The 15,018-nt window shown below is 41.8% G+C and carries 10 protein-coding genes; 9 read left to right on the top strand and 1 reads right to left on the bottom strand.

What is annotated here, in order from left to right; translation table 11 throughout:
- Nucleotides 1-402 precede the first annotated feature (402 nt).
- From DIU38_RS14080 to DIU38_RS14040, 9 genes are all read left to right on the top strand, one after another.
- On the top strand, nucleotides 403-744 hold the full coding sequence (locus DIU38_RS14080) for an ArsR/SmtB family transcription factor (RefSeq protein ID WP_112652040.1): 342 nt from the start codon (nucleotides 403-405) through the stop codon (nucleotides 742-744).
- Nucleotides 725-1,189 carry an SRPBCC family protein gene (locus DIU38_RS14075; RefSeq protein WP_091176413.1) on the top strand — a complete coding sequence of 155 codons (465 nt, stop codon included), beginning with the start codon at nucleotides 725-727 and terminating at the stop codon, nucleotides 1,187-1,189. Before DIU38_RS14080 ends, DIU38_RS14075 begins: the two co-directional genes overlap by 20 nt.
- 339 nt (nucleotides 1,190-1,528) lie before the next feature.
- Entirely contained in the window at nucleotides 1,529-2,137 is a 609-nt protein-coding gene (locus tag DIU38_RS14070; RefSeq protein WP_112652038.1) for a GIN domain-containing protein, read from the top strand.
- A 116-nt stretch (nucleotides 2,138-2,253) separates the two neighbouring features.
- The gene (locus DIU38_RS14065) at nucleotides 2,254-2,976 is read left to right on the top strand and encodes a head GIN domain-containing protein (protein ID WP_112652036.1); all 723 of its coding nucleotides are present in this window, start codon (nucleotides 2,254-2,256) and stop codon (nucleotides 2,974-2,976) included.
- Nucleotides 2,977-3,066: 90 nt separating this feature from the next.
- Nucleotides 3,067-4,062, top strand: a complete 996-nt coding sequence (locus DIU38_RS14060; protein ID WP_112652034.1) for a c-type cytochrome — start codon at nucleotides 3,067-3,069, stop codon at nucleotides 4,060-4,062.
- Nucleotides 4,063-4,157: 95 nt separating this feature from the next.
- Complete coding sequence (tig, locus tag DIU38_RS14055) at nucleotides 4,158-5,516, top strand: trigger factor (protein ID WP_091176391.1); 1,359 nt, start codon at nucleotides 4,158-4,160, stop codon at nucleotides 5,514-5,516.
- A gap of 347 nt (nucleotides 5,517-5,863) precedes the next feature.
- The gene (locus DIU38_RS14050; RefSeq protein WP_090524532.1) at nucleotides 5,864-6,592 is read left to right on the top strand and encodes an ATP-dependent Clp protease proteolytic subunit; all 729 of its coding nucleotides are present in this window, start codon (nucleotides 5,864-5,866) and stop codon (nucleotides 6,590-6,592) included.
- Between the two features lie 172 nt (nucleotides 6,593-6,764).
- Nucleotides 6,765-8,003: an ATP-dependent Clp protease ATP-binding subunit ClpX gene (gene clpX / locus DIU38_RS14045; RefSeq protein ID WP_090524534.1), complete on the top strand. Its 1,239-nt coding sequence runs from the start codon at nucleotides 6,765-6,767 to the stop codon at nucleotides 8,001-8,003.
- Between the two features lie 91 nt (nucleotides 8,004-8,094).
- Nucleotides 8,095-8,952 (top strand): AMP nucleosidase, encoded by an 858-nt coding sequence (locus DIU38_RS14040; protein ID WP_091176387.1) that lies wholly within the window; start codon nucleotides 8,095-8,097, stop codon nucleotides 8,950-8,952.
- 90 nt (nucleotides 8,953-9,042) lie between these two features.
- On the opposite strand, the gene DIU38_RS14035 is transcribed toward DIU38_RS14040, so the two are convergent.
- Nucleotides 9,043-14,940 carry a carboxypeptidase-like regulatory domain-containing protein gene (locus DIU38_RS14035; protein WP_112652032.1) on the bottom strand — a complete coding sequence of 1,966 codons (5,898 nt, stop codon included), beginning with the start codon at nucleotides 14,938-14,940 and terminating at the stop codon, nucleotides 9,043-9,045.
- Nucleotides 14,941-15,018 lie beyond the last annotated feature (78 nt).

Here is a 15,018-nt window from a genome sequence, read left to right as displayed (position 1 = left end):
TATAGTGCAGCCGCCCTGAAAGGGGCGGCTTTTTTGTGTGCTTTTGCGTTGCAAAGGGGCGCGTGTTAAAAGATGCTTTAATATTATTACCAATAAGATAACTAAAAAGTTATTGTTATGTTGAACTTGTTTCAATAATAGGCAGCGTTTATTTCAGGCGATATTCGCCATCTGCAACACCTTAATTGATGGTCTCAACAAAGTTTTTCTGCTCTGCCTCGATCAGCCTTTGGCGAAGAACTGCCATGGTAATTTGAACTGACCTCAAATTGTTTTCCGGAGCGTCGTTACCGTTAATAGGGTGGCGACGTTTTTGTTTTTTTATTAATAAAACTATTTTCAAAAAATACTTGCGCAAGCAAATGCTTGCATTTATATTTGCAAGTACTTACTTGCGCAATTATGAAAGCCAGACGAGATGTTTACCAGGCGATAGCCGACCCCACCCGAAGAGCGATTATCAATATGATTGCTGTACAGCCGCATAACGTGAATGCGATAGCTGCAAACTTTGATGTTACACGGCAGGCAATTTCACTGCATATCCAGATCCTGGCCGATTGCGGTTTGATAAACGTTAAACAGCAGGGCCGCGATAGGGTCTGCGAAGCCCGGCTTGATCAGCTTGGCGAAATATCAGTTTGGGTTGATCAATATCGCCAGCACTGGGAAAATAAACTGGATAACCTTGAGAAATATGTTGTAAACCTAAAAAATGAAAGAAATGGAAAACAATCAAAGTAGCACTGCAGATCGTGAACTGCGCTTAACCAGAACTTTAGATGCCCCGGTTGAGCTGGTATGGGAAGTTTGGACCCAACCCGAACATATTGCCCAGTGGTGGGGCCCCAACGGCTTCACCAATACCATTAGTAAAATGGAAATTAAACCGGGAGGGGAGTGGGATTTGGTGATGCATGGCCCCGACGGGACAGATTATAAAAATAAGAGTGTATTTAAAGAAGTTATTCCACTTAAAAAGATAGTATACGAGCATGTCAGCAGTCCAAAATTTGTTGCAACCATTGAGTTTGACGAACGGGGAGAGCAAACCTTTTTGAGCTGGCACATGCTTTTTGAAACGCATGAGCAGTTTGTACAGGTAGTAAAAACATTTAAAGCTGATGAAGGCTTAAAGCAAAACATCGAAAAGCTGAACCTGTATTTAAAAGGTGTGAGGAAGGGATAAACTCTATCGAAGGTCACATAGATATCTTCTTTTGTTAATGTATAAAGCGTTATTGAACAATAACGCTTTTTGCGTTTATAGCAGCCCCAATTAAAGAGGTTTCGAATGGCATTAATAGCATTGCCGTCATTACTTTTCATCTGCACATCTGAAATCTGCATATCTGCGCACAAAAATTCTTCCGCTGTTTACCGATGTAATTCCGCTGTTCGCCGACTAAAACCTGCTGTACATCTAATTTGCCCGAAACTGCTGTAACGTTTTAAAAATGGGGGCGTCTTATCTGTGTATTAAATGAAATAACAACACAAATAATTGACAATCAAAATATTAATCATCATGAAAACTACAATATTAACAATCGTAACCTCTTTAGTTTTAGCACTTGGAGTATCAACAGCAGCTAACGCAGCAACCAAAATTGACAACGGCGCAGCCGTAGTTTTAAACAACGTAAGCAAGATCAACAAGATCGAAGTTCGCGGTAACGTTGAAGTATATGTATCAGCCGGCGAAAACGAAAATGTTAAAGTTTACAACAAATATTATTCAGAAAACGCATTGGTACAAAATAACAATGGTACCCTGCGTATCACCTCGTACAAAAACGAAAAACTCGTAGTTTGGGTAACTGCCAATGATTTGAAAGCTATCGACGCTTATGACAATGCCGAAGTTAAATCATTCGGGAAACTTGCTGCCCTTGATTTGAATGTTAACCTTTACAACAATGCATCTGCTAAATTAAATATTGATGCTTACGCTGCCACTGTAAACGTTAACGATAAAGCTAAAGCAGAGTTTACAGGTACTGCCGATGTTTACACCCTTAACCACACCCGCGAATCATTTGTAAACAACAATGCTTTCGCTGCGGTAAACTTTACCGATAAAGTAACCAATGCCCCTGCTAAATACACCGTTGAAAACGAGTTTGCAGGCCTTTAATAACTCACTTTTGCAAAAGTCCATCATATATTCAAAAGCTATCACTCAAAATGTGATAGCTTTTTTTAATTTTGATGTAACACTAAACTGCCATTCGGCGTCATAACAACCATACTATGAAAAAATACCTTTTTACCTTCACTATAGCAGGCGCATTAATAACTACAGCCATATTATCATCATGTAATTACAGATGCGTACACGGTTCGGGAAACCAGACTACAGAAAAGCGCAAGGCCGAAGATTTTAAAAAAGTTGAGATCTCAGGCGCTTTTAAAGTACACCTGAAGCAGGATAGTTCGTTAACTATCGATATCAAAGCCGATGATAACCTGATCAAATATATTTCAACTTCGGTTGAAGGTGGTGTATTACATATTAAATCAAAAAAGAATTTCTGCGATCCCGGTGATATGGTGATCAACATCGGCGTGAAAAACCTTGAAGAAATTAAAGCTTCGGGCGCGGTTGAAGTTAATTCTGACGGCAAGCTCAACGCTAAAGATTTCAAGCTTGATCTTTCAGGTGCTACTAAAGTTACGCTTGACCTTAACGCCGCCAATGTTTCAACCGACGGCAGTGGTGCCACAGATGTACACCTTACAGGCCAGGCAGCATCGCACAAGATTGACCTGAGCGGCGCCGGTAAAATAGAAGCCTTTGATTTTGTTGTTGGTGACTATGATATCGAAACATCGGGCATTGGACATTGCAAGATCAATGTGCTTAAAACGCTGAACGTGCACACCAGTGGTGCTTCCGAAATTCAATACAAAGGCTCCCCATCTACCGTGAATAACGATAAATCGGGCGCTTCATCTATCAAAAAAGTTGACTGATCCACTTTATAATAATTAACGAAGAGGCCGGGGATATAACTAATTCGCGGCTTTTTTTGATTTTACAACCTATCACTGTTAAAAATTTGAATGAAAAAGTTTTTAAAATGGACGGCCTATGCAATTATAGCGCTTGTTCTTGTCGCTGTTGCCGGCATCTCCTACATAACCCTGGCATTGCCCAATGTAGGCCAACCCGAAGCTATTAAAGTTGATGCCACGCCACAACGCATTGCCCGCGGTAAGTATCTGGCCAATAATGTTACGGTTTGTCTGGATTGTCATTCTACCCGTAGTTGGGATAAATTCGCGGGCCCTTCAGATTCTACAGTTTCCGGTGCCGGCGGTGAAAAATTTGATGCTTCAGCAGGTTTCCCCGGCACGGTTTATTCGCCTAACATTACTCCTTTAAACCTAAGTAACTGGACTGATGGCGAAATCTTCAGGGCAATGACCACTGGTGTTAAAAAAGATGGGTCGGCCATATTTCCGATAATGCCATGGCCTTATTATGCAAAAATGGATAGGGAAGACCTTTATTCCATTATAGCCTATATACGTACATTGAAACCCAGTGGCAAAAACTATCCGGGCCATCAGCTCGATTTTCCGCTGAATGTTATTGTACATACCATGCCGCAAAAGGCTGCGTTGGGTAATATCCCCAATCCGGCAGATACTGTTAAATATGGAGCCTATTTGCTTGACGCCGCGGCCTGTAAAGAATGCCACACGCAATCAGATAAAGGTAAATTGAACGAGGCTATGGCCTTTGCCGGCGGACAGGGTTATATAGTACCCGGTGGAAGTAAAGTGTTTTCAGCTAATATTACGCCCGATAAGGAAACAGGCATTGGCAGCTGGACAAAAGAGCAATTTGTAAGTCGCTTTACTCAATTTGCCAATGGTAAAATGCAGCCGACACCGGTAAAACCGGGTGAATTTCAAACCATAATGCCATGGTGGAGATATGGCGCCATGAAAGTGTCAGATCTGGAAGCAATTTACGCTTATTTGAAAACAATAAAGCCCATCAGTAACCACGTTGTAAAATTTCAAAACAATATAAATTCAAGCGCTAATTAAAAATAAATTCATACTTTTGCGCCTCGAATTTTGTATAGCACGGATTAGGTTTTAGGCTATATTTCAAAGGATTAAATTAAATACCCGGTAAAAAGATGAATATTACACAGGAAAAAATTAATGACCTGAACGCAGTTGTTAAAATTAACATCAACCCTGAAGATTACCAGCCACGTGTTGAAAAAGCTATAAAGGAAAACGCTAAAAAAGCAAAAATTCCTGGTTTTCGCCCGGGCATGGTGCCTGCATCGCACATCAAAAAAATGTACGGCAAAAGCATCCTTGTTGATGAGATCAACAACCTGTTACAAGATACTTTAAATAACTATATCGACGAGCAAAAACTGGCCGTATTGGGTCAGCCATTGCCTGCTGCAGATGATAACAAAGAATACAACTGGGATTTTGCCGATAACTTTGAGTTTAGCTATGAATTAGGTTTAGCTCCTGAGTTCAGCATCGACTTTTCATCAAAAGATAAATTAACCCAATACGTAATCAAAGTTGATGACGAAACGCTGGCTTCAAGGATCAAAAATATCCGCCGCAGCTATGGCAAAATGACAAATCCTGACGTATCGGCAGATGATGACGTTCTTTACAGCGAATTGGTTCAACTTTCGGCTGATGGTAGTGTTTTTGAGGGTGGAATAACCAATACAGCGTCTGTACGTTTAGATCAGATCAAGGATGAAGCAATCAAAGCTTCACTGATCGGTTTGAAAAAAGGCGATGTGTTAACATTCGATATTCGTAAAGCTTTTGATAACGACGCGGCTAAAATTGCCGGTTTATTGAAAATTGAAGAAGACGATGCAGCTGATTTAAGAGGCGATTTCCAATTAACTGTTAAAAACGTTAACCGTTTAGAAGAAAGTGATCTTAATCAGGAGTTCTTTGACAAATTATTTGGTGAAGGTACTGTAACTACCGAAGAGGAGTTCACAGCTAAAATTACTGAAGAACTTGAAAGCATGATGGTTCAGGATGCCGACCGCAAATTGCAGGACGACATGTACAAACTGGCTATCGCTAAAGTTGATTTCGCCCTTCCTGATGAGTTCCTGAAACGTTGGTTAAAAGCAACTAACGAAAAACTGAGCGACGAGGAATTAGAAGGCGGTTACAACGATTTTGCTCAAAACTTGAAATGGACTTTGATTGAAAACAAGATCATTACTGATAACACAATCGAAATTAAATATGAAGATGTGTTTGAATTAGCTAAGATCCGTTTAGATCAGCAGTTCAGGATGTACAGCCCGACTGCTATCCCTGAGGATCAATTAGGCCAGTACACTGTTCAGTACCTGCAAAACAAAGACAACGCTAACAAGATATTTGAAGAGGTAAAAGCATTAAAGGTATTTGATTATATCAAAAATGTGATCACTTTAGATAAGCAGGATATCCTTTACACTGATTTCAGTGCATTGGTTACCGCAGCACAGTAAGCAGTTTTTCAATCGCCCTGAAAAGGGATAGATTTTATAGCATATTCACCAAAAGCAACTCAAAAGGTTGCTTTTGGTGTTTTATCTGTCGTTAAGATTATATGTCATTGCTTCGTCGCTACACTCGCAATGACATAAGAGAGTATCTGCCCGATGTTGGTATTTTCACCAACATCTTCCTGCCGACTCTACTGTTAGTTTTGACCAAAAAAAATCAGGTTTAGTCACGTAGGCCTCATCAAAAAATTACGTAATAAAAACTATCTTGCAAAAAATCTATTGAACTAAAAACTATATTTATCGCGGGTAAGACGCCCGCATTTCCTAACGAACAACAAACAAAAACCATGAGCAGTAATATCGATAAAAACGAATTCAGAAAATATGCTGTTAAGCATCACCGTATTAACAGTCTTTATGTAGACAAATATATTGCAGGTGTTGAAAGAGGCAATATGCCAACAGGTGGTATCACTACTGTACCAACCGGCATGACCCCTTACATCCTTGAAGAACGCCAGCTTAATGTACAGGCCATGGACGTGTTTTCACGTTTGATGATGGACCGTATCATTTTCCTGGGCGATGCCATTTATGATAATATTGCAAACATTATCCAGGCTCAGTTGCTATTCTTACAATCGGCTGATGCTAAACGCGATATTCAGATCTACATTAACTCACCAGGTGGCTCGGTTTATGCAGGTTTAGGTATCTATGATACTATGCAGTTTATATCAAATGACGTGGCCACTATTTGTACAGGTATGGCGGCGTCAATGGCTGCAGTACTGTTAGTAGCCGGTACTGAAGGTAAAAGGGCAGCGCTTCCGCATGCAAGGGTAATGATCCACCAGCCATCAGGCGGTGCTCAGGGCCAGCAGTCGGATATCGAGATCACTTATCAGGAGATCACTAAATTGAAAAAAGAACTGTACCAGATCATTGCCGATCACAGCGGTGCACCTTACCAAAAAGTTTGGGATGCATCTGACCGTGACTACTGGATGATTGCAGAAGAAGCCAAAGAATTTGGTATGGTTGACGAGATTTTAAGAGGTAACAAAGGGAAATAATTCTTGAAAGTCCGGATTCCGATAAGTCGGAAAGTCTGGATGTTTGGAATGTTAAAAAGTTATTAAAGTCCGGAAGCTGAGCTGCTTCCGGACTTGCTCACTTTCCCGACTTACGGGCAGGATTTTTTTTTTTGCCACTAATTTTTTAACTTTGAGTAAGAAGACAAATCAGATGAATAAAAACAGCAAAGAGATCAGGTGTTCATTTTGCGGTGCCGGTAAACAGGATTCCCTGATGTTAATAGCAGGACTTGATGCACACATTTGTGATAAATGTGTGAACCAGGCCAATGAAATATTGGCTGAGGAGTTGAAGGTACGTAAAGTCAAGTCATCGCCTCTGGCGCCGGCCTTGCTTAAGCCATCAGAGATGAAGGCACATCTTGATCAGTATGTTATTGGGCAGGATGATGCCAAAAAGATACTTTCGGTAGCTGTATATAATCATTATAAACGCTTAAATCAGCGTATTGATAAAGATGAGGTTGAGATTGAAAAATCAAACATCATCATGGTGGGTGAAACAGGTACGGGTAAAACCCTGCTTGCTAAAACACTCGCCAAAGTACTTAACGTTCCATTTTGCATTTGCGACGCTACTGTGCTAACCGAAGCAGGCTATGTAGGGGAGGACGTTGAAAGCATCCTAACCCGCTTACTGCAATCGGCCGATTATGATGTAACCCTTGCCGAAAAAGGTATTGTTTACATTGATGAGGTTGATAAAATAGCCCGTAAAAGCGATAATGCTTCTATCACCCGCGACGTATCCGGAGAAGGTGTACAACAAGCACTATTGAAGATATTAGAAGGTACCATGGTTAACGTACCACCACAAGGTGGCCGTAAACACCCGGATCAGAAAATGATCACGGTAAATACCAGCAACATCCTTTTCATTTGCGGTGGAGCATTTGACGGTATTGAAAGAAAGATCGCCAATCGACTGCGTACCCAAACTGTTGGTTACAAGTTTAAGCACGATGAGGGCGATATCGATACTAAAAACTTCTATAAGTATATTACACCGCAGGATTTGAAATCATTTGGTTTAATCCCTGAGTTGATAGGCCGTTTGCCGGTGCTTACCTACCTCAACCCGCTTGATAGAGAAGCATTGCACAATATCCTTACCGAGCCTAAAAACTCATTATTGAAACAGTACAAAAAACTGTTTGAATATGAAGGTGTAAAGCTTGATTTTGAAGACGAAGTGCTGGAGTTTATTGTTGATAAAGCAATGGAATTTAAACTTGGTGCGAGGGGATTACGCTCAATATGCGAAGCTATCATGATCGATGCTATGTTCGAGTTTCCATCCAAAAAAGATGTGAAACGTTTGAACGTAACTTTGGATTACGCACGCGAGAAGTTTGAAAAATCTGATCTGAAAAAGTTAAAAGTAGCTTAACGCACAGTATATAAGCAAACACTTATATTTATTAAAAAATAAAGCGCGCCCTGGTTCTTATACCGGGGTTTGCTGTATAAAAAGAAATCATATGAACGAAGAATTAAACATTAAAAAGGACGGAGATGCCTTGCCACCGCCGGTGAAGGAAGTGCAATCGCCCGTAAAATCAGGATTAAAAACAAAAGAAGCAATTGTTGCTAACTGGCTGCCACGCTATACCGGCAGACCACTTGAAGCATTTGGTGAGTATATTATCCTTACCAATTTTTCAAAGTATATCCAGCTGTTTTCGCAATGGAATGATAACGCGCCTATTATGGGGCTTGAAAAACCAATGCAAAGCGTTACAGCAAACGGTATTACCATTATTAACTTTGGTATGGGCAGTTCGGTTGCGGCTACTGTTATGGACTTACTTACAGCCATTCACCCTAAAGCTGTTATATTTTTGGGCAAATGCGGAGGCCTTAAGAAAAAGAACAACGTAGGCGACCTGATCCTGCCGATAGCCGCCATTCGTGGCGAAGGTACATCCAACGATTATTTACCTCCCGAAGTGCCTGCTTTGCCGGCATTCGCATTGCAAAAGGCTATCTCAACTACCATTCGTGATTACTCACGCGATTACTGGACCGGTACCTGCTATACCACTAACCGCCGCGTTTGGGAGCACGACAAAGTATTCAAGAAATACCTTAAAGATCTGCGTGCCATGGCCGTTGATATGGAGACTGCAACCATATTTACAACCGGCTTCGCCAATAAGATCCCTACAGGTGCGCTGCTGCTGGTATCAGATCAGCCGATGATCCCCGAAGGTGTTAAAACCGCCGAAAGCGATTCATCAGTAACCGAGCAATTTGTTGAAACACACCTGCATATCGGTATCGAATCCTTAAAGCAGTTGATCAATAACGGGTTAACGGTTAAGCATTTGAAGTTTTAAGTTCATTAGTTCACTGGTTCATTAGTTCATTTGTCTTAGCAAGCGCTAAACAAATGAACCAGATACCAATGAGCCAAGCATACCAATGAACTAATGAACAAATGAACCAATGACAATCTGTTTCATCCCCTCTCTGCCGTAAAATACCGGGAAATACATCAGTTCAGCTTTGGCCGGATTTAGGGTGTATTTGCCGTTGTATCGGGGGATGAGGTTTACGGTGAATGTATATTTGCCCTGTTTAAGACTGCGGCAAAATATACTTACCTTCTCCTTAAAATATTCGCGGTGTACTTCATTGTTGTCCCATTGCTGATCCTTGCTTTCGTACGAGCATCCGGCAGGTATCGGGATATCTATCATCACAAAATCAGCATCGCCGCGGGCTGTTACTTCTGCTTTTAATAATACAGGTTCGCCGCCTTTCAGGGTGGTTATTGTTTTTTCCTTACGCTCAAACCAGGTATTTACTGTAAAATCTTTACTTACTTTTTCGGGTTTACTGTTCCAATACTGCTGGTAGCCGGTGAGGTACACGGGCAGGCTGCCTTTTTTGCTGATACTGATCGTTTTATCAGTTAGCGTTGTCGAATAAGGGAATTTGTCGATCGTTTTTGTATCTGTGCCTGTAAGCGTGATCTGCGATGGTTTAACCTGTTTATTTTCTGTCAACAGATCTGGCAGAATAGTTTCCAGTATCAGCGCCGATTCATAAGTATTACGCCAGTCACCAAGACGGCGTTGTTCAAGAAAGTAGCCACGTATTTTGGCCAGTAGCTCAGGGTGCCTGCCTTCGCTTTTGATAATGCGGTAGGCTAATACACTTAACTGTACCGAATTGTCAAAAAAACGATAACCGTCTTCGCCCCAATATAGGTTACCAAACATAGTATGTTTGCTTGTGTTGATTAAACTGTCCATTTTTATGGGTAGGGTAGATTCCTGTCGTAGTAACATCATTCTTAACTTATCATAGCCTGATAACTTATAGTCGAAGTTTTTTTGATCCTTAGCCTGCTCTTTTTCAATGCCTGTTACATACTTCTGATAATCAACTTTGGCCCCCAGTTTATGAAGCAACTGAAGACAAAGTATTTTGTCCCTGCGTTTGTAACTTTCAAGCTGAAAGACGAGATAGTCAGTTAATTTTTGTTTATCCAGTTCAACAGCGTAGCCCTCTTTTTGCGCATCTATCAATGCTTCTACCACATGCAGGCTAATCCAGAGTTCTTCGTTACTATCTTTCCACCAGCCCCAGGTGCCGTTACTTTTGCGGTTTTCCTGTAGTTTTTTAATTACGTCTTTTATATTTCTCTCGTATTTAAACTCTTCGCCCAAAAACTTTTTAATGCGCCGTTCCATGAGCAGGCCTTTCAATTTTGAAGCCAGCTGCTCATTGCATAGATACTTGTACTCCCTCAGCTTACGGGTTTCTTCAGTCAACGCGGGCAATACAGAAGCCTCTGCCCGGAAAGTGACAGGTCCCAAAGCCGGATCAAATTTCATGTTCACTGTGGTATCGCGGTCAAGTGCTTCAAAAACTCCTTTGGTTTCTTTAACCCCCTGAGGCATCACCGGGATCCTGCGCTGCTCGCCGTCAAAATAGCCGTTATCCCGTTTAATGGTATATTCAAAAGTGAGGCTGTCGGTAGGAGCGATAGAAGCAGCGGCAGTAGCAGTAATAGTAAGTGTGTCAATTTTAGAGTTTTTAACTTCCAGCTCGTCTTGTTTCAAGGTTTGGCCGTTGTATTTAAAAATTCGGGTAAGCTTCGCGGAGGTATTGTTGTAGTTCATTACCTTACCAATCAAGTTCATTTCGTCGCCGGCTATGGCAAATTGCGGTGCGATAAAATTTGCGCTTAATGGTTTATATGATTTGATGCTGCTTTCGGTAAAGCCGGTTTGCCTATTGCCGGTAATGCCGATGATAAACGTTCGCCAGTTGGTGATATCATCAGGGTAAGTAACCATAAAGCTGGCTTTACCATGCTCGTCGGTAGTGAGTTTAGGCTGCCAGTAGGCGTAATCTGAAAAGTTTTTGCGCATGGTTTGCGTGCTGCCGGTTTGTGTACTGTCAGCCCTTTTGCTTCCGGCCAAACCGGGTTTAGCTTTGGTTCTGATCACGATGACGCCATTTGAGCCCCGGGCACCGTATATTGCCGTGGCAGCAGCGTCTTTCAATACACTAATTTCTGCAATGTCATCTTTATTTACGTCAGATAGCTTATCAACAATTTCTCCATCTACCACAATCAGCGGCTGGGCCGACGGTAATGATGCCATTCCTCTAATCATAATATTGATACCGCCTCCGGGCCCGCCATCGTTTATATTCAGACCGGCAACCCTCCCCTCTAAGGAAGATACCATTGCCAACGCGCCTGTAGTCTCACTTCTTTTTACCGCACCATATCCAATAACCATAACCTCCTGCAATAATTTTGAGCTTGGTTTTAAGGTTATCCTGACAGTTGCCCCGGGTTGTATGTTTAGCTCCTGCGTGTCGTAGCCTATAAAGCTTATAATGAGCTTGCCGGTTTTGGGAACTTTTAATTTAAAGCGCCCGGCTAAATCCGTGAGTGTGCCTGTTGATGAACCTTTTACCTTTATGGTTACACCGGGCACTGCTAATTTATCATCGCTGGCGATAATTGTTCCGCTCATCATGTCGCCGAAAGTACCGGTATCAAGATATTTATCATTAAAGGCCTCTTTTATTTTCAGGGCATCGTTTTCTATTTCGCGGTCACCGTGATTATAGCTGCCCGTCCTGTTATTGATAATGTTGCTGATCCGGGTACCTACCGAATCTTTGCCATGAGTGGGCAGTATCTCAAAATTGTAAAAATTAGTACCACCTTTTTTTATGGTTATATTTTCTTTAATATCATAACTATCGCCTTTAAGCAAAAATAAAAGCCTGTAGCTGCCGGCGTTTAGGTTATTAATGTATGTGGTATTGCCGGGATAGATCAATAAAAAGTCCGGGTCATCATATTTATAAACGATCAGGTTTTTAACCAGCAGTTTTTTGCCCTTAGGTTGATCGATGCTCATACTTAGTTTACCTGTTTCGCCCGTAATAACGGGGTTTACAAAAAGTGATTGCGTGTTGCTGCGCAGGTCAAGATATTGCTGCCAGATACTTTCGGCCTCAGGTTGGGTAAGTACCTGCTGTGTATAATCATCGGCAGGGCCGTGGTATGAAGATAGTATGGGATTGAAGGGATAGGCAGCAGCGATGCTTTTTTGTTTGATAAGACCGGGCTCAAACTGAAAAGAATAGCCTGGTTCGGTAACAAAATATCGCGAACCACTGCCCTGTACATCTAAATTGGCAAAGTTTTCGACCGAAGGACCTATGAGTACGCTGTTGTTCCGGTAACCATAGTTCGGGTCGGGATTGATCATTAATACCTTTTCGTTTTGGGTAAGGAGGGCCATCTTCCAGCCAAAATTATTGATAACGGTAATCAGGTAACGGTTGATGAGGTCGCTTTCATAGGTACTCAATGTATCCAAAACCTTTGTTGAGTGCGCATTATCAGCATTAATGCTGAAGATCAGCTTTTTCGATTTTTGTACATCTACACTATCTACCCAAATGTTTTGATGGCTGGTCCTGAACCGGAACATGTGCCTGCCCGGCGATACCGCGAAACTGTAGCGTTTAAGCTGTTGTGTTTGGTCAAAGTACACCGGCCGGTCATCAATATAGAGGATATGTACGGGCAGTACATCGCCGTTTTTAATCACAAAAGGCGCTACCTGTGTTAGCGAGTCTTTGGCGTCTTCTTCAACCCTGTAAATTTTGTTGGGGTGAATAAACCGGTAGTAAGCAATACTGTCAAGCCCCATTTCCTTACTCCAGCGCTTCCAGTTGAGCTGTAATGAACCATCACCATTTATATTGCCGGTATTAAAACCCATTTTTTGCTTGCGATATGCAAAGCCTTTGCCAAGGTAGGGTACATAGGGTGTCTTGTAGTCGATAAACTTACTCGTCATTGACCAGGCCGTTAAATCGGCATTGGCTACAGGCTGGCCTTTGGCATCGGTAACAACGATGTCGGTTTTAGCCTGTTGTCCCGGATAAACAGACACCGGCTGACGAACGTTGATGGTCAGCAGCTTATCACGGTACATGATATCGGTGGCTTCGGTTTTGCTTTCACCCGCCCAGATATAATGCACCTGAAAGTTTAGGAGGTTTTGATCATTATAAGCACGTATATAAAACAGGTTATTGGCCTGCCCAGCATCAATTAATTTGTTGCCGCCAAATACCGAATACCAAAAATGCAGGTGCTGCGTGTTGTCAACCTTTACAAACACCGAATCGGCGGTGCGGTAGCCCGATAGCGAGATGCCGGCGTTATTATCTTTTAGGTCGAGGTCGGCATAGGCGCTGTCTGTTTCGATATTGTAACTATCGGCATAAGGATTGATGATGGTTTTTGCCGGGAGCATTACCCTGACCCTGGTTATGGTATCATACTTTGCGTTAAGGGCGCTGATGGTAGCCATAGCATTTACGGCCTTCCCATTATCAAAGGCGGTACTCATCAATGTATCACCGTTTAACTTGGCGGTAATACTAAATCGGCTGTACCGGTAACTCATATCGTTATTGGCCGATTGCTGTTCGTTATTACTGTTCAGAAATTCTGAATTAATGGTGTAAGTAATATCTGCCTTAGGAAAGATGGAATCGGGGATAATTAGCCTGGTTTCACCAACCGGGTCAAGCTGTAGCTGGTGTGTCCAAAACTGGTCGGGCACAAAAGTGTAGCTTTGCCTGCGCGTACCGGTGCCACGGGTATTGAGTGTAACAGTAACCCTGCCATCCGTAACCGGCAGGTTATTTTCGTCAATTGCTTTTAAATATAATGTAGCCGGATTTCCGGGCCCGTGTTCTTCTTTATCAACCCTGGTGCTGAAGGTTATTGATTTAAGCTCGTATTCTTCATATTTAAACCGGCCCGTCAAAAAAACCTTGCGTTTGGCTAAAAAGCCCTGATCGTCATCGCCTTCATAATCGTCAAGTTTGTACTTTTCGCTTGACGGATCTTCGAGCGAGATGGTATAATCTTCATCAAGAGAAAGGTTAAGGCTATCAGTAAGCGCGAAACTATATTCATAAGCTCCTTCCCGGTAACTGTTTACTTTGCCTATGATCTTACCGTCATCCTCATACCGTTCTTTGAGCCGTACTAAAAGCTGAGCTGCGGTTACAGGTTGTTTTGATTTTTTATTTAAGATGATCGCCTTGAATTTTACCGTATCGTGTGGTTTATAAATGGCCTTGTTAAACACCATGAAGCCTTCATAATTATCTGCGGGCTGGCGGCTGTAATATTTATCGTGTCCCTTAAACAGGTTTTTAAAGCGTTTCCAGGCAGCTTTAAAAAAGCTCATATGGCGATACGGATTGTAATGATAGTAAGATGAGCGCTGCTGTTTTTTTATAACGTAATAGTTGGTAACGCCCGCGTAATCAACTTTTAGTATGGTATCCCTTTTTGAAGGATTGGCTATATATAAGCCGGCTTTTGAATCATAAGTAACGGTATGATTGTTAAACTGTACTAACGCGTTGTTAATGGCTTTACCTGCCTGGTCAACCAAAATAAAGCGGAGGTCATAGTTATTAGCCAGCAGTTTTAAATTGGCCGAGCGGTTTTCGATAAGCGAATAGCTTAGCAAGTTCTTTTTGGCAACTACTTTCAAATAGTTGCCGGGAGGGAGGGTATTGTTCCATTTATCGTTTGTTTTAAACGAGTCAATGGGGTTGTGCAATATTTGCTCATCAGGTTTTTTACGTGGGTAGCGGTAAAATTTAAGCACATCACTGGCCGTTATTTTATATATGTAGGTATAATAACTGCTTTGCCGGCTTAGGGTAAGCGGCTTTTGCCCAAATGCGGCAGTTGTACAAAAACTTAAGAAACTAAAAAATAATAACAATTTTTTTATTGGTGCCTGCATGTTTAGGTATATTTTGTGGTAATTGTCACCGGTTTAAATTTATTACATTTATGCTTGTGTGTTTATAGGATGCAGATC

Origin of the sequence: Mucilaginibacter metallidurans (assembly GCF_003286435.2) — a bacterium.
Classification (GTDB): domain Bacteria; phylum Bacteroidota; class Bacteroidia; order Sphingobacteriales; family Sphingobacteriaceae; genus Mucilaginibacter; species Mucilaginibacter gossypii.
The sequence above is the reverse complement of the archived record's forward strand: the minus strand, read 5'-3'. Positions and strand labels throughout refer to the sequence as shown.

Excerpts from the sequence above, each read along its gene's own strand:
- DIU38_RS14080 (WP_112652040.1), top strand. The coding sequence starts at position 403 with ATGAAAGCCAGACGAGATGTTTACCAGGCGATAGCCGACCCCACCCGA.
- DIU38_RS14075 (WP_091176413.1), top strand. The coding sequence starts at position 725 with ATGGAAAACAATCAAAGTAGCACTGCAGATCGTGAACTGCGCTTAACC.
- DIU38_RS14070 (WP_112652038.1), top strand. The coding sequence starts at position 1,529 with ATGAAAACTACAATATTAACAATCGTAACCTCTTTAGTTTTAGCACTT.
- DIU38_RS14065 (WP_112652036.1), top strand. The coding sequence starts at position 2,254 with ATGAAAAAATACCTTTTTACCTTCACTATAGCAGGCGCATTAATAACT.
- DIU38_RS14060 (WP_112652034.1), top strand. The coding sequence starts at position 3,067 with ATGAAAAAGTTTTTAAAATGGACGGCCTATGCAATTATAGCGCTTGTT.
- tig (WP_091176391.1), top strand. The coding sequence starts at position 4,158 with ATGAATATTACACAGGAAAAAATTAATGACCTGAACGCAGTTGTTAAA.
- DIU38_RS14050 (WP_090524532.1), top strand. The coding sequence starts at position 5,864 with ATGAGCAGTAATATCGATAAAAACGAATTCAGAAAATATGCTGTTAAG.
- clpX (WP_090524534.1), top strand. The coding sequence starts at position 6,765 with ATGAATAAAAACAGCAAAGAGATCAGGTGTTCATTTTGCGGTGCCGGT.
- DIU38_RS14040 (WP_091176387.1), top strand. The coding sequence starts at position 8,095 with ATGAACGAAGAATTAAACATTAAAAAGGACGGAGATGCCTTGCCACCG.
- DIU38_RS14035 (WP_112652032.1), bottom strand. The coding sequence starts at position 14,940 with ATGCAGGCACCAATAAAAAAATTGTTATTATTTTTTAGTTTCTTAAGT.